The organism is Mycobacterium sp. JS623, from assembly GCF_000328565.1.
Lineage (GTDB): Bacteria > Actinomycetota > Actinomycetes > Mycobacteriales > Mycobacteriaceae > Mycobacterium.
This window is the reverse complement of record NC_019966.1, coordinates 4,969,411-4,989,583: the sequence shown is the minus strand read 5'-3', so window position 1 is coordinate 4,989,583 and position 20,173 is coordinate 4,969,411. Positions and strand designations below refer to the sequence as shown.

Here is a 20,173-nt window from a genome sequence, read left to right as displayed (position 1 = left end):
CTTGGAACCATGCCGCCGACGATAAACATGGGGATTCCGGGTGCCTCCAGCTCGGCGACAGGCGGTGTCACCGGTAAGCGGGTGCTACTGGCCGAGCCGCGCGGGTACTGCGCAGGGGTGGATCGTGCCGTGGAAACCGTGGAGCGCGCGCTGGAGAAGCACGGCGCCCCGGTCTATGTGCGGCACGAGATCGTGCACAACCGCCACGTGGTCGACACGCTGGCCAAGGCGGGCGCGGTGTTCGTCGACGAAACCGACGAGGTGCCCGAGGGTGCGATCGTGGTGTTCTCCGCCCACGGCGTGGCGCCCACCGTGCACGAGACCGCAGCCGCCCGCGAGCTGAAGGTCATCGACGCCACCTGCCCGCTGGTCACCAAGGTGCACAACGAGGCCAAGCGGTTCGCCCGCGACGACTACGACATCCTGCTCATCGGCCACGAGGGTCACGAGGAGGTCATCGGCACCGCAGGCGAAGCGCCCGACCACGTCCAACTGGTCGACGGCCCCGACGCGGTCGACGACGTGACTGTCCGTGACGAGAACAAGGTGATCTGGCTGTCGCAGACCACGCTGTCCGTCGACGAGACCATGGAGACCGTGCGTCGGCTGCGCGAGAAGTTCCCGACGCTGCAGGACCCGCCGAGCGACGACATCTGCTACGCCACGCAGAACCGTCAGGTCGCGGTCAAGGCGATGGCGCCGGAGTGCCAGCTGGTGATCGTGGTCGGCTCGCGCAACTCGTCGAACTCGGTGCGGCTGGTCGAGGTGGCGCTGGGCGCGGGTTCCGACGCCGCCCATCTGGTGGACTACGCCGACGACATCGACCCGGCCTGGCTCGAAGGCGTCACGACAGTCGGCGTCACCTCAGGTGCGTCGGTGCCCGAGGTGTTGGTGCGCGGTGTTCTCGAGCGGCTCGCCGATTACGACTACGACATCGTGCAGCCGGTCACCACCGCGAACGAGACGCTCGTATTCGCGCTGCCCCGGGAGATCCGCCCGGCGCGCGCGTGACTTTTTCTGCGCGAACAGACGCAAAATTGCCCAAAATCGCGGCAAAAAAGGCAGTTTCACGTCTGCTCGCGATAATGGCGACGTTCGCACTCCTGCTCGCCGGGTGCGGTGACGACGCCACGGACCGGTTGAACACCGCCGCGCATACGTTCGCCGACGCGCTCAACAAGGGTGACGCGCAGGCTGCCGCCTCCGTCACGTCCGATTCGGCGCAGGCATCCGACACGCTCGGCAAGCTGTTCGAGAGCCTCGGTCGCAACGCCCACTTCGACGTGTCGACCATCGACCACAAGGACGACAACGCGACGTTCACCCTCGCTGCCACTTGGAAATTCGGCAAGGACGGCCGCAACCAATGGACCTACACCACCACCGGAGCCGCGAGCCAGAACGGCGACCAGTGGAAGATCCAGTGGAATCCGGCGACGGTCGCGCCTGGTCTTGACACTGGCCCGCTGTCCTACAGCACGCTGAGCCCCGACCCCGCGGCCAGGGTGCTGGATCGCACGGGTGCGGATCTGCTCACCCAGCAGGTCGTCACGCTCGTCAATGTGTCGCCCGGCGCCGACGTGAACGCCGTTGCGGCACTGCTGAATCCGATTGACGGCGGCATCACCGCGGAATCGCTGCAGTCTCAGCTGGCCGCCGCCAACGGCCAACCCGTCACCGCGATCACCCTGCGCGCCGACGATCTGGCGCCCGTCCAGGATGCGCTGTCAGCGGTGCCGAATGTGACGCTGGCCCCGCAGGCACGACTGCTCACCACCGACAAAGCTCTGACGTCACCGACGCTGTCGGGGCTGAACGACCTGTGGCAAGCCGGCACCGACGACGCCGCGGGATGGGCGGTGAGCGCCAAGACGGCGACCGGCAGTCAGCGTGTCGGCGGGCAAGACGCCAAGCCTGTCGCCGACATCCACAGCACTCTCGACATCGGCATGTCGCGCGCCGCGGAGGAGGCCTTGGCTCCGATCCCCACGCCCGCCGCGATGGTGGTCATCCAGCCCTCGACGGGCGACGTGCTGGCCGTTGGCCAGAACCCGGCCGCCGACGCGCAGGGCCCGATCGCGCTGACCGGCCTGTATCCGCCGGGCTCGACGTTCAAGACGGTCACGGTGTCGGCCGCGCTGCAGGCCGGCCAGGTGACGCCCAGCAGCATCGTCGCCTGCCCGGGCACCGAGAACATCGAGGGCCGTCAAATCCCCAACGACGACAACTTCGACCTCGGCCAGGTTCCGCTGCATACCGCGTTCGCACGGTCGTGCAACACCACGATGGGCCGACTCGCGGTGAACCTGCCGCCCGACGGCCTCACGAAGGCCGCCGCGCAACTGGGCCTCGGCATCGACTACACCGCACCGGGCATGACGACAGTCACCGGCAGGGTGCCCGTCGCCGACACGTCGGCGCTACGCGTCGAGGAAGGCATCGGGCAGGGCCAGGTCACCGCGTCGCCGTTCGGTATGGCGTTGGTGGCCGCCGCGCTGGCGCATGGTTCCGTGCCAGCGCCGGCCATTGTCGCGGGCCAGCCCGGGAAGCCGGACCACACGCCCGATCCGCTGCCGGCAAGCGTCGTTGGTCAAGTGAAATCCATGATGCGCGAGACGATTACAAGCGGCACCGCCACGCAGCTGCAGGACATCCCCGACATGCTCGGCAAGACAGGCACGGCCGAGTACATCGACAACACGCATGCCCACGGCTGGTTCGTCGGCATCGACGGCGACCTCGCGCTGGCGGTATTCATCAGCGACGCGGGCAGTTCCGGCCCGGCCGTGGACGCGGCAGGTCGGTTCCTGCGCACGCTGCATCCGTAATTGCCATATCAATATCAATCCTCGCTATCGGCCCGGTGTTTGCAGCTACGATCGCGGTGACGGGGAGGGTAGGCCGACAATTGGGTTCTCCGGGCATAGCGGACACGCGGTTGTCCACGGCGTGGCTACGACGATTCGCCCGAACGACACCCGGTGTCATCGGCATGATCGCGCTCGCGGTCGGGGCGATCTGTGTCGTTGCCGGCGTGGTGGCCGGGGGTCAACTCGACGGTCGGATCAATCAACGCAATGCCGTTCTGACCCGCTCTGAACCGTTCGCCTACGCGGCGCAGAACCTGTATGCCGCACTGTCGGCCGCCGACGCCGCCGCAGCATCGGCATTCCTGTCGGGTGGAATCGAAACCCGCGAGATGCGCGCGCAGTACCAAGATGCGCTGGCGCGCGCCTCATCCGCGCTTGCCGACGCGACCGCCGGGACGACGGACATAAAAGCCCGCACCGATATGGCGAAGATATCGGAGCAACTGTCGGTATACACGGGACTCGTTGAGTCGGCCCGGGCGAACAACCGGCAGGGCCACGTGATTGGTTCCGCCTACTTGCGTGAAGCGTCTGCGTTGATGCAGACGTCGTTGCTTCCCGCGGCCGAAAGCGTGTACAAGGCCAATCTGATCACCGTCAAGGACGATCAGCGCGCCATCGGTTCGCTGCCGATCGTGAGCCTCGTGCTGCTTGCCTTCGCGCTCGTCGCAATTGGCGTTGGTTCGGTGAGGATGTATCGCCGGACCAACCGGCAGTTCAACATCGGGCTCGTCGTCGCGGCGATCACCGTGGTGGTGGTGATGGGATGGGTTGTCGTGGCCACGCAGCTTGCGGCGGGTGAGGTCGAACGCAGCCGAACCGAAGGCAGCGAAAAGTTTGAACAGCTTGCCCAGGCGCGCATCCTCGCCCAGCAGGCCCGCACCGATGAGACCCTGGAGCTGATTTCCCGCGGCGACATCTCGGCCGGAGAAAAGTCCTTCGACGGCCGCATCGATGAACTGAGCAAGCGGCTCGACGGCGCTCCCTCAGCCGCGAAGGACGCCGTCCGGAAGTGGATCGCCAGCCATCAAAAGCAAGTCGAGCTGTACAACAGCGGCGATTATCCGGCCGCCGTGGCACAAGCGATCGGTCCCGATCCGGCCGCGTCCGCAGCGCAGTTCGCGGCCGTCGAGTCCGGCTTGCGCGACGGGGTCGAGCGAACGCGCGAAACGCTACGCGACCGTGTGGCTGCCGCGGGAGCATGGCTGGCATGGAGTCCCACGGGAACCCTGGTCCTGATGGTAGTGGCCGCGTCCGCAGCCTTTATCGGCCTGTGGCCGCGGCTCAAGGAGTTTCTATGAGGAAGCGAATTCTGCTGGCACTGCTCGTCTTTGCGCTGCTGGTTGCCGGGTGTGGGTCGTCGGCAGCGCCGGAATCGGTGTCCGTCTCGCTGTCTGCACCGATGCCCTCCGGTGCGGCTGTCGTCACGGCGGCGCCGCCCGCGGGAGACGCGGATTGCGACCGGGAAGCCAGCCTGCGCCCCGGCCCGCTGCCGTCGCCGGGTGAGATGCCGTCGGGTTCGGCGATGGCAGCAATCGCTGAGCGGGGTCGGCTCATCGCCGGTGTCGACCAGAACACAGACTTCTTCGGCTCCCGCAACCCGGCCACCGGCCAACTGGAGGGCTTCGACATCGACATCGCGCGTGAGATCGCACGCGCCATCTTCGGTGATCCAGACCGTATTCAACTGCGTGTGGTCAATGCCAAGGAACGCGAATCGGTGTTGCAGAACGGCGAGGTGGATGTCGTCGTGCGGACCTACTCGATCACCTGCGCCCGCAAGAAGCTCGTCGACTTCTCCGCGGTGTATTACTACGCCGATCAGAAGATCCTCTCGGCGAAGGGGTCGGGAATCGATTCCGCCGCAGCGCTTGCCGGTAAACGGGTGTGTGCAGTATCGGGGACGACCTCACTGTCGAAACTGTTCCAGCTCGACTCGCGACCACAGGTGTTCAGTGCGACTGCATGGACGGACTGCCTCGTCATGCTGCAGCAGGGGCAAGTCGACGCGATCAGCACCGACGACTCTGTGTTGAAAGGGCTAGCAGCGCAGGACCCGACGCTGGACGTGAGCGGTGAAAGCATCGCCAAGGAGCCATACGGCATCGGAGTCAATGCGAACCATGAGGATCTAGTCCGATTCGTCAACGGTGTGCTCGAAAAGATTCGCCGAGACGGTACGTGGCAGCGCCTGTACGACCGCTGGCTAGGGAATCTCGGGCCGTCGCCAGGCCCTCCAGAACCACGCTATCAGGGCTGACATGCGCGTGCTGACCACCGAGGAAATCGATCGCGAACTCGAATCGCGCACAAAGGAAGTCGCGGCGATGTCGTCAACGCTGGTCGAACTGGAGAACCACCCGGGACTCGAACACGTACGGGTATATGAGCCGACTGGTCTGACGGCGCAACGGTGGACGGTCATCGAGAAGTCGCTCAGCGGGCTGTGGGAGGACCTGCGCAGGATGACGTCGATACTGGACTCGGCCCGGCAGGTGCGGGCGCGGCGGTCGAAGCCCGATGACGACGACCTCCGCGAGTTGACGAAGCTGCTGCGTGAGCCGACGCTCGAGGTATCCCGGCAGCCAATCCCATTGGCAAAGCGAAAGATCAGCGGACTCGGTGAGTCGATCGAGTATGTCGGGCTCGCCGACACGGCGGAGCGGATGCACGCGGTGTATCCGGCCATCGTCGAATTCCTCGACGCCGTCGATCGCGTCAACTCGCTTGTTGCAGAAAAGCTGGCACCGACGCGGAAACGACTCGACGAGGCGGGGGCATCCGGACCTGACGATCTCGCCGACCTGTTAGAGGTCACTGCGACTGACCCACTGTCCTTGTCCACCCGCGATATCGAGGCGCGCATCAACGCCATCGCGGACATGGTCGAACGGCGATCGGCCGAGCTCGCCGAACTGGCTGCAATACAGTCGAATTGGGCGGCCAATGTCAGCGCCACCGCGGAGAGCCTCGATGCATTGCGGGAGGCGAATGTGCGCGCGACGCAGATCCGTGAGCTCGCCGTACAGAAGGTGCTCGCGGGCACGTTCCCGGCGCGCAGCGACGCCGAACCGGCCCTGCGCGCCGAGCTAGCGGCGATCACCTCACCGGATCCGAAAGCGCTTCGATCGCTTCGGCGCCGCATCGACGCCGCACTACGCGCCGCGCACGAGGAACAGCAACTCGCGCAGGGGCTGCTCGACCGACGCACTGAGCTCAAGGGACGGCTGACGGTTTACCAAGCCAAAGCCGCCCGACTCGGGTTGGGGGAGGACCGAGACCTGTTGGCGTGCATTCGAATAGCCAAGGGTCTGCTGTCGCGGCAGCCGTGCGATCTGCGCGCCGTGACCCGCGCGATCTCGGACTACCAGCAGATGATTGCGGACAAGCAGGAGAAGACGGAATGAAATGCGCCGAAGCGGGATGCGACGGAACCGTCGTCGACGGCTACTGCAACGTCTGCGGTACCGCCCCGGAACCCGAAGCACCGCAGGCGGTTTCAGTAGCAACCGCGCCACGGCATTCAGTCCCGTCGGCGCGCACGGCATCGGTGCGGACCTCCCGCACGGGTTCGACGCGAGGCAGTTCCCGTGGCCGCCTCGGCGCCGGGATCGTGGACATGCCGCGCATACCCAAGGGCGACCCGGCCGCGGCGATTCTCGTCGATCCACAGGTACCGGAGAGCAGCCGCTACTGCGGCAACCATGACTGCAACAAGCCCGTGGGGCGCGGGCGGCACGGACAGCCCGGCCGCACCGAGGGCTTCTGCCCAGAGTGTGGCACGCGATACTCGTTTGTTCCCAAGCTTTCTCGCGGCGACGTCGTCGGCAATCAATACGAAGTGCAGGGAGCCATTGCGCACGGCGGCCTCGGCTGGATCTACCTTGCGACCGACCGCAACGTCGAGAACCGCTGGGTGGTGCTCAAGGGCCTGCTGAATTCTGGCGATGCCGAGGCAATGGCGGTGGCCAAGGCGGAGGTTCTCGCCCTTGCCGGGGTCCAGCATCCGAACATCGTCCAGATCTACAACTTCGTTCAGCATCCGGATGCTGCGGGCGTTCCGGTCGGCTACATCGTGATGGAGTTCATCGGCGGGAAATCGCTGAAACAGATGCGCAAGGAGCTCGACGGTCCGCTGCCGCCCGATCAGGCGGTCGCCTACATGGTCGAAATCCTTCCGGCGCTCAGCTATCTGCACTCACAAGGCCTGGCTTACTGCGATTTCAAGCCGGACAACGTGATGCAGACCGAAGATCAGGTCAAGCTCATCGACCTCGGCGCGGTGATCCGCATGGATGACGAGGAGAGCGCGATCTACGGCACCATGGGCTACCAGGCGCCGGAGATTGCCGAGACCGGTCCCACGGTCGCCAGTGACATCTACACGGTGGGCCGGACGCTCGCCGTGCTCGTGATGGACGTGCCGCAGGAGAAGGGCCGCTTCGTCGAACAGCTGCCCGGTCCGGACACCGTGCCGATGCTTGCGAAGCACGAATCGTTGTACCGCGCGATTCTTCGTGCCACCGAACGTGATTCGGCCTACCGGTTCGCGTCCATGGAGGAGCTGGCGGACCAACTGACCGGGGTGCTGCACGAGATTGTCGCCGTCGAGCGCGACACCCCACAGCCCCGGATGTCGAGGTACTTCAGCCCGCAACGCGGCATCTACGGCGCGGGTATCGACGTGGTGGTGGATCCGGAAGGGGTGATCGCCGCGCTGCCCGTCCCCGTGGTCGATCCCACCGACCCCGGCGCCGCGGTGCTCGCCACCACCAGCGGCACCCCTGCGGCCCAACTCGAGCATGCGCTCAACCTGGCCAGATCGGGCGCGCAGCAAGCCAACCGGTCCTCGATCGAGGTACCGCTGCGGCTGGTGCGCGCGTCGCTCGAGATCGGTGCGCCCGAGAATGCCCGCAAGCGACTCACCGAATTGGAGGCGGTGATCCCCGGAGACTGGCGGTTGAGTTGGTACGGCGGGCAATGCGCGCTGCTGGAGCACGCATTCGACAAGGCCGCAGCCGATTTCGAGGCGGTGCTGGCGGCGCTGCCCGGCGAACTCGCCCCGAAAATGGCGATCGCGGCCACCGCCGAATTACGGGGCGACCGCGGCGCGGCCGCACGCTACTACCAGACAGTGTGGCGGACTGACAGGAGCTACGTCAGCGCCGCTTTCGGGCTGGCGCGGCAGCGAGTGCATGCCGGCGACAGTGCGGGCGCGGTCGCGGCGCTTGACCAAGTGCCCAACGATTCAGCGCATTTCACGCCGGCGGGCGCGACCGCAATCGAGATCCTGCTCGAGGGTAGAACTCCCGACAAACTCGACGAGCAGATCCTGCTCGACGCGGGCAAGCGCGCCGAAGCGCTGAACATCGAGTCGGCTACCAAGCGCGCACTGATCCGGCTGCGGGTACTCGAAGCCGCGCTGAACTGGGTGGGGGCTGGGCACAAGAGCAGCACGGGGTGGCTGCTCGGTGCGGCTTTCGACGAGCCGAGGATCCGCTCCGGGATGGAACGCAGCTACCGCGAGTTGGCGCACGAGACGCCCGACATGTGGGACAGAATTGCGTTGGTGGAGAAGGCGAACAAGATCCGGCCGAGGTCACGCGTATGACCAGTTCCGAGGCGACGTGTCCACATTGCGCAACCGCCGTTGCGCCCGCTGACCGGTTCTGCGAGGACTGCGGCGGCTCGTTGTCGAAGGTCCGGACAGTGGCCATCCCGCGGCCCCCGGCTACGGACGCGCCGTGTACGGACTGCGGCAACGAGGCGCCGTTTGACGAGTACTGCACCGTCTGCGGGCATCGCCGCGCGCAGCCCGATCGAGACGAGTCGACTCTTGGCTCCGTGGTGTTGATCACCGACCGGGGCATCGAACACGCCGGCAACGAGGATGCCGCCGCCGCAGGGATGTCGGTAGGCAGCGACGAAACGCGACCCGACGCCATCGCCGTCGTGGTGTGTGACGGGGTCTCCAGTTCCGATGAGGCGCACAAGGCAGCGGTCGCCGCTTCCAAGGCGGGCGTCGACGCGATGCTCGCAGCGATTGCGGCAAGCAAGAAGGTGCGTGCGGCGATGCTGGCGGGGTTGGCCGCCGCAGCGGAGGCAGCGGTTGCGGCTGGCACAGACTCTCCCTCAGCGCCGTCGTGCACCTACACCGCGATGATCGTCATCCCGACGGCGGGTTCGGCACAGGTCACTGTCGGTAATGTCGGTGACAGCAGGGCATATTGGCTGCCCGATCCGCCCGCGTCCGCGCAACAGTTGACGGTCGACGACTCGCTCTCGCAAGAGCTGATCACCGCGGGTGCCTCGCCCGATTCGGAAGCCGTGCGTCGCGGCGCGCACACGCTGACCCGGTGGCTAGGCGCCGACAGTGATCCCGAGCCGTGGTCGGAGTCGAGTGTGCAGACGATGACCGCCGACGGCCCCGGCGCGCTGTTGCTCTGCAGCGACGGATTGTGGAACTACCTGCCCGAGGCCGCCGACATCGCCCGGTTCTGCATCGGCGTCGAGCCTAGTGCCGCGGCCCGGGCGCTGACTGAGTACGCATTGGACGCCGGTGGCCAGGACAACATCACCGTTGTCATCATCCCGATCGGAGGGACGCCATGAGTTCGGCTGAACACCAAGGCATTTCGGTAGATGTCGATCACAACCCGTACCTGGCAGAAGGCAGCGGTACGGTCGACGCCATCGTCAGCATCAGCGCCGACGTAGCAACGAGCACGTCAGCGCCCGAACGGGTCGAGGCCATCATCATCGACTGCTCGACGTCCATGCAGGCACCCATTGAGAAATTCGAGGCAGCGAAGCGGGCGACCGCCGCGGCCATCATGGAACTCGTCGATGGCACCTACTTCACGATCGTCGACGGTACCGAGAAGGCTGCCAGCGTCTACCCCGCGGAGGGACTGGCGCGGGCGAGCACGGAAACCAAGGCGGCGGCCATGCGTGCGGTCGACGGCCTTCGGCCGCACGGCGGCACCGCGATGGGCACGTGGCTGGCACACGTGCGCAGCATCGTGGGACAGCGCAAGGGCGCGATCGTCCACGCGATCCTGCTGACCGACGGCAAAGACGAACACGAGACGCCAGAGGATCTGGGCCAGGAAATCGGGCTCAGTGAAGGCGAATTCACGTGCGACTGCCGTGGCATCGGCACCGCCTGGGAGGTCGACGAGCTGCGCGCGATCTCGACCGCGTTGCTCGGCACCGTAGACATTGTCGCCGACCCCGAAGACCTGGCCGACGACTTCGCCTCGATGATGAAAGCGTCGATGGGCAAGGCGATTCCGGAACTGACATTGCGGCTGTGGACGCCGGCAGGCGCAACCATCGGATTCGTCAAACAAGTCGCGCCGACCGTCGAAGACCTGACACACCGCCGCGTCGAGGCCGGAAACCAGTGCGGCGTATATCCGTTGGGTTCGTGGGGCTCAGAGGACCGCGATTACCACATTCAGGTCGAGGTGGAGCCGGCGGCGGTCGGCCGCGAGAAGTTGGCGGCGCGTGTGAGCGTCGTTGCGGGCGACGAGGTTGTTGGCGAGGGGTTGGTCAAGGCGATGTGGACCGCCGACACCGGCTTGTCGGCGCAGATCAGTCGACGGGTGGCGCACTACACGGGCCAGGCAGAGCTGGCGGCGGCGGTTCAGGAGGGGTTGAGCGCGCGCAAGGCCGGCGACGTCAAAACGGCCACCGCGAAACTGCAGCGCGCGATGGAACTTGCCGTCGAATCGGGCAACGACGGCACCGCCAAGTTGCTCGGACGGGTAGTCGAGGTCGACGAGCGTACCGGCACGGTCCAACTGCGCCGGGAGGTCGCAGCCGCCGACGAGATGGCACTCGACGCCAGGTCCACCCGAACCGCGCGTGTGCGGAAGGAGACCTGATGCCGACCTGCGTCGAGGGGCACACGTCGAAGGCGGCCGACTATTGCGACGTATGCGGTGCGCCGATCGGAAACCTTGCGGGACAACCGGATTCGCCACCACCGGCGGAGGCCAAGGCCTGCCCGGCATGCGGAATGCCCGTGAGCGGCCGGTTCTGCGAAGCATGCGGACACGACTCTGCGCTGCCCGAACCGTCGGCGGCACCTGCTCCGCCGCCGACCGCTAAGCCGGTCGGCTGGACTGCCGTTGTGAACGCCGACCGCGAGTTCTATGAACGGGTGCTCGCCCAGGGTGGCCCCGACACGGTCGAGTTTCCGCAGTTCTTCCCGGCGCGGCGGATCGCCCTACAGGGCGACACGACGCTGATTGGGAGGGGGAACGCGAAGCAGGGGGTGGAACCCGAGATCGACCTCGGCATCCATCCTGCCGACCGCGGCGTCTCGACGCAGCACGCCGTGCTCCGAATCCGCGACTCCGGCCTTACCGTCACCGACCTGGGATCGACCAACGGGACCAGCCTCAATGGCAGCAATGACCGCCTGGCAGAAGGTGAAGAAACGCCCTTGGCAGACGGTGATCGCATCCATGTTGGCGCGTGGACGACGATCACGATCGTGCACGGTTAGATGTCGTACTCCCAGCTGTCGGCTTCCCAGTTGCTGCGCGATGCGCGCGGCCGGGACCGGTGCTCTGTCCGGTTGTCGGCGTCGTCGGCGCCCCGGTAGCGCACTCGCGAGACCGGGTGATGCGTGCCATTTCCGTTGCTGACGTGAGGCTCTCGCGGCGGGTAGTCGTCGTAGCGGCGGCGTCGTTCGGTGCGCTCGGAGCGCTCGGGCCGCTCGTAGGACGCGCGCCTTTCGGTCGGCATCGCCTTGCGGGGTTCGCGCGTCGACGACGTGCGCGACCGCCGGCGCGGTTCCGCCGGGGGCACGGGGGGCGGGTCGGTCTGCCGTGGTGTGCGCGGCCGGCGGGGCCGCTCGGCGACCGGCTCGATGAGTTCGGTCTCCGGCGGCCGGGCATGGCGAGACCGCGACGGGGTCGCGCGCTTGGTTGTTCTGGGGGTGCGGGTGGTGCCTGCGGCCGACTTGCTGGACTTGGCCGTGCGCGTCGGACGGTCGATGGTGTGCCTGCGGCGCGACGACCCTGAGGTGTCTGCGGCGTCGTCGGGCTCGGCCGTCTCACTCGTCAGCAACGAGGACACCCTCGATGTGACCGAAGACACACGGCCGCTTGCCTTCTCTTCTGTGTCCCTGGCCGTGGATCGGGTGGTAGCGCGGCGCGACGACATGCCGTAATACCAGCGACCCATGCCGATCAGCAGGACGGCGGCCGACGTGAAGAACATCAGTGGGAACCGCTCGATCAGCGGGTAGCCGCAGTTGATCGCCAGGTCTTTGATGCCGCCGAGCTGGCCGCCGTGGAACAGGAAGTAGGCGGTCGGGACGGCGCCGAACAGGATCAGCGGCGGTTGGATGACGGCGGTGAAGAGGCCGGATTGACGAACGGCGAGTACGGCGAAGAGGCAGCCCAACACGTATGTCGCGGCGAAAAACATGCTGAGGTCTTTGGCGCCGGAGCCGGCGTCGTAGGCGAACCCGACGGCGGTCAGTGTGACGGCAATCAGCACCGCACCCCACCACGGAACACCCGGAATATTGGGGTGTGCAGAGCGTTGGTCGGCCGTGACCGCCGACCGCGCGCGCTGAGCTGACACACGTAGACCGTACCGGCTCTACCTAAAAGTAGCTGTCAGCGCGCTTCTGGCGCGCCCATCACATCTCCTAGACTCTGGTGCCTGTGGGCCTGAACCTGGGAATCGTTGGACTGCCAAATGTCGGCAAGTCGACTCTGTTCAATGCGCTGACGCGCAACAACGTGCTGGCAGCCAACTACCCGTTCGCGACGATCGAACCGAATGAGGGCGTGGTGCCGCTACCGGATCCGCGGCTGTCAACGCTCGCCGAGATGTTTCATTCCGAAAAGATCGTACCGGCGCGGGTGACCTTCGTGGATATTGCCGGAATCGTCAAAGGTGCGTCGGAAGGCGCTGGTCTTGGCAATAAATTCTTGGCCAACATCCGCGAGGCCGACGCGATCTGTCAGGTGGTGCGGGTGTTCACCGATGACGACGTCGCCCACGTCGACGGCCGGATCGATCCGAAGTCCGATATCGAGGTGATCGAGACCGAACTAATCCTGGCGGACCTGCAGACGCTCGAGCGCGCAATACCGCGGCTGGAGAAGGAAGCCCGAACACATAAGGACCGTCGTGCGGCGCACGAGGCCGCGGTGGCCGCGCAGGAGATTCTCGACGGCGGCACCACGCTGTTCGCGGCGACGGTGGATACCTCACAGCTGCGGGAGCTGAACCTGCTGACGACCAAGCCGTTCCTCTATGTCTTCAACGCCGACGAGGCGGTGCTGACCGACGACGCGAAGGTGGCCGCGCTGCGGGAGATGGTGGCACCGGCGGACGCGGTGTTCCTCGACGCGAAGATCGAGGCCGAGTTGCAGGAGCTCGATGACGAATCGGCCGCCGAGCTGCTCGAGTCGATCGGTCAAACCGAGCGTGGGCTGGATGCGTTGGCGCGGGCGGGTTTTCACACGTTGAAGTTGCAGACCTACCTGACTGCGGGTCCAAAAGAGTCGCGCGCGTGGACGATTCACCAGGGCGACACCGCGCCGAAGGCCGCCGGTGTCATCCACACCGATTTCGAGAAGGGCTTCATCAAAGCCGAGATCGTGTCCTTCGATGACCTTGTTGCGGCCGGGTCGATGGCGGCAGCGAAGGCCGCGGGCAAGGTGCGGATGGAGGGCAAGGACTATGTGATGGCCGACGGCGACGTGGTCGAATTCCGGTTCAACGTCTAGCGGCAAAGCCGCTGGACACTGACTGGCTGAAGCATGGGCCTGCTAAGCAGATGTGAAATGCCGCGACGTCCTTGGAGCTGGCCCTAAAATCAGCCGGTGGAGTCGGGGGACACGATCCAAGGAATCACACGCGTCGATCTGCAGAATCGCGGGCGATGGCGACGGAGAATGTGGTGGTGGCTGGGTGCTCCCATCGTCCTCAGTAAGGCTGCTATGACTCACGTCTGGCCGAGGATCAACCGCTTCGAGGCGCCGTTGATCAAAGCCACGAGGGGGCGGTTGAAGCTGAGCGCTAATTTGCCGATGGTGGTGTTGACTTCGGTGGGTGCGCGTAGCGGCGAACATCGAGAAGTTCCACTTGCCTACTTCACGGACGGTGATGACGTAGTACTCATTGCGTCGAACTACGGAGGCTCCCGCCATCCGGCGTGGTATCACAACCTGCGCGCTCACCCCGAATGTGAGTTGCACATAGGCCCTCGGGGCGGTTCGTTCCTCGCAAGGGAAGCCGTCGGGGCCGACCGAGACCGCCTGTACGAGCTCGCCATTGACCGGCTCAGCAACGTTTTCGCTTTGCACGACAAGCGAAGTGGTGCGGCGCGGACGATCCCGGTCATCCGGTTGACGCCTCTAGACGAAGCACGCTAGTGCTCGCGGCCGGATTCGGACCTCCTGGGCCGACGCCGACGTGGTCAGGTCCGCTTCGAATCAACGTCTCGATCGACGAGCTGAGCTGCGCTTTGGTTAGGCCGGTGACATGTGCCAGCCCGCCGTCAATTCGATCTGAATGTTGTCGGGGTCGCGTAAGACGATGAGCGGGCCCCCACGTTTTCCCCCTGCGTCTTGAACACCTGAGTGCGTGATGCCGAGCGCGTCGAGGTGGGTTGCCCACGCTTCAAGGGCGGCGAGGTCGCTGACACGAAACGCCACGTGGTCGAGCCCCACCTTGCGTTCATCAAACGCCGTAGCGTCGCCTTCGGCGTGCGTCACAGCTGTGACAACCAGGCCGCTGGGGTGAGCCATGGTCCATCCCCGAAATCCCGGTCCCTCCCAGTTAGCGGCGAGAAGCTTGAAACCCAGTACCTGCTCCCACCATCGCATCGCCCGATCACCGTCGGAGACTGTGAAGTCCAGATGCCCGAGCCCGATAATTGCTGGTGCCGTCATATCCGCATTCTTTCAGCGCTGTCATGACGCATCGGTAACAAACAGTAAGGAGTCCGGATCGAAAGGCCGACCGCAACGTGGTGGAGTTCCGCCTCAATGTCTAGCACGACGTCGACGGACGGCTTTGCTCGACCGCGTCCGTCAGCAAAGATCACTCGGTAGCCTTCGGCAATGGCGCAACTCGATTTCGATGAAAGTCTCGTCGAATCGATGGAGATTCTCTATAACCGACGCGACGTGCTGCGTCGGCGGCGTCTCGTTCATGAAGCCCTGGACGCTCGAGCGGCGGGGGCCGCCGACGCTGACCAGGGTCTAGCCCCGAGCGCATCGCGTTGGCTGAAAAGGCTGACTAGACAAGCGCGTCACATGACTAGCGGACGAAGCGGATTTGTTATTCGTCAGACGAGTGTTCTGGCCCACGTTGGGTCGGAAGGACTCTTTCGTTCATCTCCCGAATCAATTGCTCCACGCTCTCCTGATGGTTTGCGTACGAGGCCAGTTCCCGCGACGGTCCCAGCGGATGTTCGATTGCGTACCAGAAATTGTTTAGACGACTATTCATTTTTCCTACTTCTGTAGGTGTTCAACGTAACACAGTTTTGGCCTTGACCTGCGATTATTCTGCCGGCAGAGCGTATTGGCTGGAGCAGCAGGCCAACCGACGTAGGATTTTCCGATGAGTTTCGTCGTGTCGCCGGACGCCTACACGCGGTATATGGGCCGGTACGCCGAGCCTCTTGCCAAGGTCTTTGTGGCATTCGCCGGGATCGGCCCGGAGGCAAAGGTACTCGACGTCGGTTGCGGGCCCGGCGCGTTGACGGCGGAGTTGCTCTCGGGTGGTGCCGAGGTCACCGCCATCGATCCTTCGCCGCCGTTCGTCGACGCGATCCGCGCGCGCTTCCCAGAGATCGAGGTGCGTCGAGGCACAGCCGAGGAATTGCCTTACGACACTGCGGCTTTCGACGCTGCGCTTGCGCAGCTGGTCGTGCACTTCATGACGGATCCGGTGCTGGCGATCGGACAGATGGCGCGCGTGACCCGGCCCGGCGGCGTGGTCGCGGCGTGCGTGTGGGACGGGCCGACCGGTGCCCTGGCGCCGTTCTGGGATGCGGTTCACGTGATCGACCCTGAGGCCGAAGATGAGGCGCTTCTTTCCGGCGCGCACAGGGGACACCTGACGGAGCTGTTCGACGCTGCGGGGCTGCGCGATGTGGAGGAAGACTCGATAGCGGTCGACGTTGTTCATCCAAGCTTTGAGGAATGGTGGGAGCCCTACACATTCGGTGTCGGCCCGGCCGGCGATTATGTCCAGCGCCTCGATGACGAGGGTCGCGTTCGTTTGGCGTCGGTGGCCCGTGAACGTCTGGGCAACGGGCCGTTCACTGTTACCGCAACCGCATGGGCTGCGCGCGGAACAGTGTGACCGTCTAGCCCGAGGATCCTCATCGGGCCGTGGCCGAACTGTAGTCGTCCGGCTCAGCCCAAACGCCGATTTGGGCTGCTCGGCCGGGCTACTGTCGCCTATGGGCAGAGTCTTGGCTGCGGCGTGCGTTGCAATGTTGGTCGCTGGCTGTTCGTCTACTACCGAGCCGACGACCGCATCGCCGACGACGACCGCGACGAGCGCCGCACCATCGTCTGCGCTGAAACCCATCGATCCGAAGGCATTTCAGGCTGTCGTCGAACATGCCGCCGAGCAACTGAAGGTACCCGGGGCGATGGTGCTGCTGCACACCCCGCGCGGCAACTTCACCGTTGCAGTCGGTACCACCGAGCTCGGCGCGCACACACCGCCTACGGCGGGCACGCATTTCAGGATCGCCTCGAACACCAAGACCATGACCGCGGCGCTGATCGTGCTACTCGCCCAGGACGGCAAGCTGAAATTCAGTGATCCGGTATCGGCCTATCTACCCGACGTCCCGAACGGCGAGAACATCACCGTCGCAGAGCTTTTGAAGATGCGCAGCGGGCTGTATGGATACACGACCGATCCCGCGCTTGCGGCCGTCATGGATGCTGACCCCGCAAAGGCGTGGATACCGCGGGAGGTGCTGGACATCGCGTTCCGGCATCCGCCGCTTTTCGCGCCCGACGCCGCCTATGACTACAGCAATACCAACTACGCGCTTCTTGGTCTCATTGCGGAGAAGATCGGCGGACGTCCGTTGGCCGAGCAATTCGCAGACCGGCTGTTCGGTCCTGTCGGCCTCACGCAGACATCGCTGCCCGCGGCCGACGACACGGCGATGCCGGCGCCCTACTCACACGGCTATATGTACGGCGGCAGCTTCTACGCTATGGCCGACGAGCCGTATCCCGCTGACATGCAAGCCGCCGCGCGGGCCGGCACCTTGCCACCGATCGACTACACGAACCAGAACCCCTCCTACGCCACGGCGGCAGGTGGAGCGATATCCACAGCCGACGACCTGGCGAAGTGGATGAAAGCCCTCGTCACGGGCACGGTCTTCAACGCCGACTACCAACACCAGTGGATGGCGAGCCTGCAGGCCGAGGATCCGAACGCCCCTGACGGTCAGAAGTACGGGTATGGGATCTCATATCAGCGGTTCGGCCCCAACGCTGCGATGTTCTACCATGGCGGCGAACTTCCCGGCTTCAACTCATTTATGGGCTACGACCCGGATAACGATGTGGCGCTGGTTATTTGGACGAACCTGACGCTTTCGCCAGAGGGCAAGACGACCGCGCAGGCTTTGTTGCCGGTCATGCTCGACGAGATCTACGCGGGCCTGTCGCTGACCTCTTCGCCGATGCCGACGACCACCACAAGGTGAAACAGCCCGCCACCCAATAGAATTCACGGGTGGCGGGCCGCTCCGGCGGTGAGGGCGCCGAGTCAGAAGGGCACGTCGACGTCGTCGTCGAGCCAGGTGTGGTAACCGAAGATGGCCGGACTCTCGGGGTCCGTGCCGTACGGCGTGGCCGGATCGGTATCGGTGACGGCGGCGGGGGCTGTGTGCGTCGTGTCGGTCGGGACCGGCGCCGCCTGGGTGGCGGCACCGGCGATGGGCGCGAGCGCCACCGCGGCTCCCATCGCGGCTGCGGCCAACCACGGTGCGCCGAACTTGGCGATCTTCATGAGGATCTCCTGTTGGTGGGGATGGATCAGAACGGGACGTCGACTTGGCCGTTGGTGGTGTTGGACTCGTCGTGATCCGAGACGTGGTAGCCGAACACGTACGGGCTGTGCGGCTCGGTGCCGAATGGCACCAGAGGATCGGTGCCAGCGGTACCAGCCGTGCTAGCGGTGCCCGTCGTGGCCGCGGGGGCCGGAGGGGTAGCAGCGCTGGCGATCGGGGCGAGGGCCACCGCTGCACCGATTGCAGCTGCTGCCAACCACGGTGCGATGTACTTGATCGTCTTCATGATGTTCTCCCGTCTGATTGACGCCCTCTTTGGCCTCAGGAGAAATCATCGCGCCCGAGCAAGCGGCTGTCGTCGTTGCTAACACCCGTTTGAGCCCTGCTGCTAGCAGGAAGCCGGTGCGCCAACCAACCGGTAAAGCGCAGGTAGGGTCCGCGCAGCGGAGATGATCGACGGTCGAGCACTTCGGCACTTTCTTCAAAGGCTGACAGGGCACGGCGAACACCGTCGCGCCAGAGCGCAGAGAAGACACTCGAGCTGGCCGAGATCACCGTGTACTGACCCCGAGATGAGGCAGAATCGCGCACGTGACTCCGCCTCAACGCCCCGGGCAACCTGACTGGCGCGGCAGGGGTACGCCACCGCCACCGCCGGGACCGCCTGGGCGCCGCCCGCAGCCTCCCCGTCGGCCCGAGCCGCCGACCGAGCAACTGCGCCAGCCGCAACGACCCGATGCCGGGCCCACTCAGCGGATCCCGCGTCCGCAATCACCCGCGGATGTGGCTCTCACGCAACAGATTTGGCGGACACCGCCACCGCCCCCTCCGTCGACGCCCGAGAAGAAGAGCCGCCCGCGTCGCCGCAGCCGCCAGACGATCATTCTCGTCGTCGTTATCGTGGTTGCGCTGCTCATCGGTGGTTTGGCAGGCGGAGAACTCTACGCTCGGTACCGTGCCGACAAGGTCTTGACCCAGGTCGCCGAGTGCGTGGTGCAGGACGGCGTGTCCATCTCCTTCGGGGTCAATCCGCCCTTCCTGTGGCAGCACATCACCGGCCACTACACCAACATCTCGGTCACCACCGCAGGTAAGCGCGTGCAGAGCGCTGACGGAATGACGGCCGACGTGACCCTCAAAGACGTGCGGCTGCAGGATTCCGCGAACTCGAAGGGCACTATCGGATCGCTGACCGCGACCCTGTCCTGGACGTCGGCCGGCATCAAGGACACGGTGGCCGCCAACCTTCCGGCGGTGGGCAATCTCGTTACCGGCGTGAGCACCGACCCTGCCGCGGGCACCGTCATCATGGAGGCCAGCGGCAGCAGCATCAGCGCCAAGCCAGTCGTCACCGACGGTGATCTGAACCTGGATGTCGTAGACGTCACCGGCCTGCTGCCGAAGGACGTGGTGCAGACGGCGCTGAACAACCTGACGAAGAAACTGAACGACAACTATCCTCTCGGCATCCACGCCGACAGCGTCAAAGTGACCGACACCGGAGTCGTAGGGACGTTCTCGAGCCAGAATGCGTCGATTCCGAAAGAGGACGCGAACCCATGCTTCGCCCGGCTCTGAGCGCCAATTAGTCGACGGTGACGGCGATTTCGTCGCTGAGTTGATATCCGGGCGCCAGTGGCAGCGCGTCGCCGCTCCAGAAGCGGCCAGGGTCAAACCAATTCGAATCCTTGTCAGTGACGAGCAAGCCCATCTCCTCGTACGTGATGGCGACGGTCTCGGCACAGTACGCAGTTTCCAACCCCATCTTGCGCTTCTCCGCCTTCCGTCGCTTCGTCGACTCCTGGACCCTCTTGTCGAGGAACGGTATTCCGCGCGTCCAGTCACCTGCCGTCGGCACCCGGCCACGAAACCATCGGCCAGTCACGCGTGCAGTGCTCGGAAACGGTGTGCCGTCCATCCGTGCGATGACCCGTAGTAGCCGGTCCTCCTGCTCGCGGGTGGCGTATGGCGTGAGCTGACGCAGCCAGCAGCGCTGTCCGTAGACGTTCCACCATTGTTCGACGGATTCACGCGCGTCGTTGAGCTGAACGCCACGATGGTGGCCGCCAGACCAAACGTCGACCAGCTTGTTGCCGAGCTCCGCGCTCCACATCAGCGGCGGCAGGTCGTCGATCGCGACCGTCATCCCCACGTGGTTCACCGGGGCGTTGCTCAGCGTCCGGATCGCTCGGTCCGGTCCGGAGCTGCCGCGAAACAGCCAGATATCGCCGGTCCGGGTCTCGTCCAGGGCGCGCTGAAGCGACACGGT

Annotated in this window: 19 protein-coding genes; 14 read left to right on the top strand and 5 right to left on the bottom strand. The window is 65.4% G+C overall.

The window, feature by feature from the left end; all coding sequences use genetic code 11:
• The first annotated feature begins 9 nt into the window (after nt 1-9).
• The 9 genes from MYCSM_RS24305 to MYCSM_RS24265 all read left to right on the top strand — a co-directional run bounded on the left by MYCSM_RS24305 (nt 10) and on the right by MYCSM_RS24265 (nt 11,385).
• Entirely contained in the window at nt 10-1,011 is a 1,002-nt protein-coding gene (locus tag MYCSM_RS24305; RefSeq protein WP_015308827.1) for a 4-hydroxy-3-methylbut-2-enyl diphosphate reductase, read from the top strand.
• A 74-nt stretch (nt 1,012-1,085) separates the two neighbouring features.
• Entirely contained in the window at nt 1,086-2,828 is a 1,743-nt protein-coding gene (locus MYCSM_RS24300) for a penicillin-binding transpeptidase domain-containing protein (RefSeq protein WP_015308826.1), read from the top strand.
• 371 nt (nt 2,829-3,199) lie between these two features.
• Nucleotides 3,200-4,171, top strand: coding sequence for a hypothetical protein (locus MYCSM_RS24295; RefSeq protein ID WP_232425654.1), 972 nt, complete (start codon nt 3,200-3,202; stop codon nt 4,169-4,171).
• Complete coding sequence (locus MYCSM_RS24290) at nt 4,168-5,130, top strand: glutamate ABC transporter substrate-binding protein (protein ID WP_015308824.1); 963 nt, start codon at nt 4,168-4,170, stop codon at nt 5,128-5,130. Before MYCSM_RS24295 ends, MYCSM_RS24290 begins: the two co-directional genes overlap by 4 nt.
• A 1-nt stretch (nt 5,131) precedes the next feature.
• The gene (locus tag MYCSM_RS24285; RefSeq protein ID WP_015308823.1) at nt 5,132-6,277 is read left to right on the top strand and encodes a hypothetical protein; all 1,146 of its coding nucleotides are present in this window, start codon (nt 5,132-5,134) and stop codon (nt 6,275-6,277) included.
• The gene (locus MYCSM_RS24280; RefSeq protein WP_015308822.1) at nt 6,274-8,481 is read left to right on the top strand and encodes a serine/threonine-protein kinase; all 2,208 of its coding nucleotides are present in this window, start codon (nt 6,274-6,276) and stop codon (nt 8,479-8,481) included. Before MYCSM_RS24285 ends, MYCSM_RS24280 begins: the two co-directional genes overlap by 4 nt.
• Nucleotides 8,478-9,482 (top strand): PP2C family protein-serine/threonine phosphatase, encoded by a 1,005-nt coding sequence (locus tag MYCSM_RS24275; protein WP_015308821.1) that lies wholly within the window; start codon nt 8,478-8,480, stop codon nt 9,480-9,482. Before MYCSM_RS24280 ends, MYCSM_RS24275 begins: the two co-directional genes overlap by 4 nt.
• Nucleotides 9,479-10,759 (top strand): vWA domain-containing protein, encoded by a 1,281-nt coding sequence (locus MYCSM_RS24270; protein WP_015308820.1) that lies wholly within the window; start codon nt 9,479-9,481, stop codon nt 10,757-10,759. Before MYCSM_RS24275 ends, MYCSM_RS24270 begins: the two co-directional genes overlap by 4 nt.
• Nucleotides 10,759-11,385: an FHA domain-containing protein gene (locus MYCSM_RS24265; RefSeq protein ID WP_015308819.1), complete on the top strand. Its 627-nt coding sequence runs from the start codon at nt 10,759-10,761 to the stop codon at nt 11,383-11,385. The genes MYCSM_RS24270 and MYCSM_RS24265 overlap by 1 nt, the downstream gene beginning before the upstream one ends.
• Here MYCSM_RS24265 and MYCSM_RS24260 read toward each other — a convergent pair.
• Nucleotides 11,382-12,473 (bottom strand): DUF6542 domain-containing protein, encoded by a 1,092-nt coding sequence (locus tag MYCSM_RS24260; protein WP_015308818.1) that lies wholly within the window; start codon nt 12,471-12,473, stop codon nt 11,382-11,384. The genes MYCSM_RS24265 and MYCSM_RS24260 overlap by 4 nt on opposite strands.
• Before the next feature lie 83 nt (nt 12,474-12,556).
• On the opposite strand from MYCSM_RS24260, the gene ychF reads away from it, so the two are divergent.
• Complete coding sequence (ychF, locus tag MYCSM_RS24255; protein WP_041312618.1) at nt 12,557-13,630, top strand: redox-regulated ATPase YchF; 1,074 nt, start codon at nt 12,557-12,559, stop codon at nt 13,628-13,630.
• Between the two features lie 213 nt (nt 13,631-13,843).
• A complete protein-coding gene (locus tag MYCSM_RS24250) occupies nt 13,844-14,278 on the top strand; it encodes a nitroreductase/quinone reductase family protein (RefSeq protein ID WP_015308816.1) in 435 nt (144 codons plus the stop codon).
• 96 nt (nt 14,279-14,374) lie between these two features.
• Here MYCSM_RS24250 and MYCSM_RS24245 read toward each other — a convergent pair whose 3' ends face one another.
• Entirely contained in the window at nt 14,375-14,797 is a 423-nt protein-coding gene (locus tag MYCSM_RS24245) for a VOC family protein (protein WP_015308815.1), read from the bottom strand.
• A 676-nt stretch (nt 14,798-15,473) separates the two neighbouring features.
• On the opposite strand from MYCSM_RS24245, the gene MYCSM_RS24240 reads away from it, so the two are divergent.
• Nucleotides 15,474-16,220, top strand: coding sequence for a class I SAM-dependent methyltransferase (locus MYCSM_RS24240; protein WP_015308813.1), 747 nt, complete (start codon nt 15,474-15,476; stop codon nt 16,218-16,220).
• A gap of 133 nt (nt 16,221-16,353) precedes the next feature.
• Nucleotides 16,354-17,598, top strand: a complete 1,245-nt coding sequence (locus MYCSM_RS24235; RefSeq protein WP_015308812.1) for a serine hydrolase domain-containing protein — start codon at nt 16,354-16,356, stop codon at nt 17,596-17,598.
• Nucleotides 17,599-17,660: 62 nt separating this feature from the next.
• Here MYCSM_RS24235 and MYCSM_RS24230 read toward each other — a convergent pair whose 3' ends face one another.
• Nucleotides 17,661-17,903, bottom strand: a complete 243-nt coding sequence (locus tag MYCSM_RS24230) for a hypothetical protein (RefSeq protein WP_015308811.1) — start codon at nt 17,901-17,903, stop codon at nt 17,661-17,663.
• Nucleotides 17,904-17,929: 26 nt separating this feature from the next.
• The gene (locus tag MYCSM_RS24225) at nt 17,930-18,190 is read right to left on the bottom strand and encodes a hypothetical protein (protein ID WP_015308810.1); all 261 of its coding nucleotides are present in this window, start codon (nt 18,188-18,190) and stop codon (nt 17,930-17,932) included.
• Between the two features lie 305 nt (nt 18,191-18,495).
• Between MYCSM_RS24225 and MYCSM_RS24220 the strand changes: the two genes are divergently transcribed.
• Entirely contained in the window at nt 18,496-19,482 is a 987-nt protein-coding gene (locus tag MYCSM_RS24220) for an LmeA family phospholipid-binding protein (protein WP_157681389.1), read from the top strand.
• Between the two features lie 7 nt (nt 19,483-19,489).
• On the opposite strand, the gene MYCSM_RS24215 is transcribed toward MYCSM_RS24220, so the two are convergent.
• On the bottom strand, nt 19,490-20,170 hold the full coding sequence (locus MYCSM_RS24215) for a hypothetical protein (protein ID WP_015308808.1): 681 nt from the start codon (nt 20,168-20,170) through the stop codon (nt 19,490-19,492).
• Nucleotides 20,171-20,173: the final 3 nt, after the last annotated feature.

Excerpts from the sequence above, each read along its gene's own strand:
- MYCSM_RS24305 (WP_015308827.1), top strand. The coding sequence starts at position 10 with ATGCCGCCGACGATAAACATGGGGATTCCGGGTGCCTCCAGCTCGGCG.
- MYCSM_RS24300 (WP_015308826.1), top strand. The coding sequence starts at position 1,086 with ATGGCGACGTTCGCACTCCTGCTCGCCGGGTGCGGTGACGACGCCACG.
- MYCSM_RS24295 (WP_232425654.1), top strand. The coding sequence starts at position 3,200 with ATGCGCGCGCAGTACCAAGATGCGCTGGCGCGCGCCTCATCCGCGCTT.
- MYCSM_RS24290 (WP_015308824.1), top strand. The coding sequence starts at position 4,168 with ATGAGGAAGCGAATTCTGCTGGCACTGCTCGTCTTTGCGCTGCTGGTT.
- MYCSM_RS24285 (WP_015308823.1), top strand. The coding sequence starts at position 5,132 with ATGCGCGTGCTGACCACCGAGGAAATCGATCGCGAACTCGAATCGCGC.
- MYCSM_RS24280 (WP_015308822.1), top strand. The coding sequence starts at position 6,274 with ATGAAATGCGCCGAAGCGGGATGCGACGGAACCGTCGTCGACGGCTAC.
- MYCSM_RS24275 (WP_015308821.1), top strand. The coding sequence starts at position 8,478 with ATGACCAGTTCCGAGGCGACGTGTCCACATTGCGCAACCGCCGTTGCG.
- MYCSM_RS24270 (WP_015308820.1), top strand. The coding sequence starts at position 9,479 with ATGAGTTCGGCTGAACACCAAGGCATTTCGGTAGATGTCGATCACAAC.
- MYCSM_RS24265 (WP_015308819.1), top strand. The coding sequence starts at position 10,759 with ATGCCGACCTGCGTCGAGGGGCACACGTCGAAGGCGGCCGACTATTGC.
- MYCSM_RS24250 (WP_015308816.1), top strand. The coding sequence starts at position 13,844 with ATGACTCACGTCTGGCCGAGGATCAACCGCTTCGAGGCGCCGTTGATC.
- MYCSM_RS24245 (WP_015308815.1), bottom strand. The coding sequence starts at position 14,797 with ATGACGGCACCAGCAATTATCGGGCTCGGGCATCTGGACTTCACAGTC.
- MYCSM_RS24240 (WP_015308813.1), top strand. The coding sequence starts at position 15,474 with ATGAGTTTCGTCGTGTCGCCGGACGCCTACACGCGGTATATGGGCCGG.
- MYCSM_RS24235 (WP_015308812.1), top strand. The coding sequence starts at position 16,354 with ATGTTGGTCGCTGGCTGTTCGTCTACTACCGAGCCGACGACCGCATCG.
- MYCSM_RS24230 (WP_015308811.1), bottom strand. The coding sequence starts at position 17,903 with ATGAAGATCGCCAAGTTCGGCGCACCGTGGTTGGCCGCAGCCGCGATG.
- MYCSM_RS24225 (WP_015308810.1), bottom strand. The coding sequence starts at position 18,190 with ATGAAGACGATCAAGTACATCGCACCGTGGTTGGCAGCAGCTGCAATC.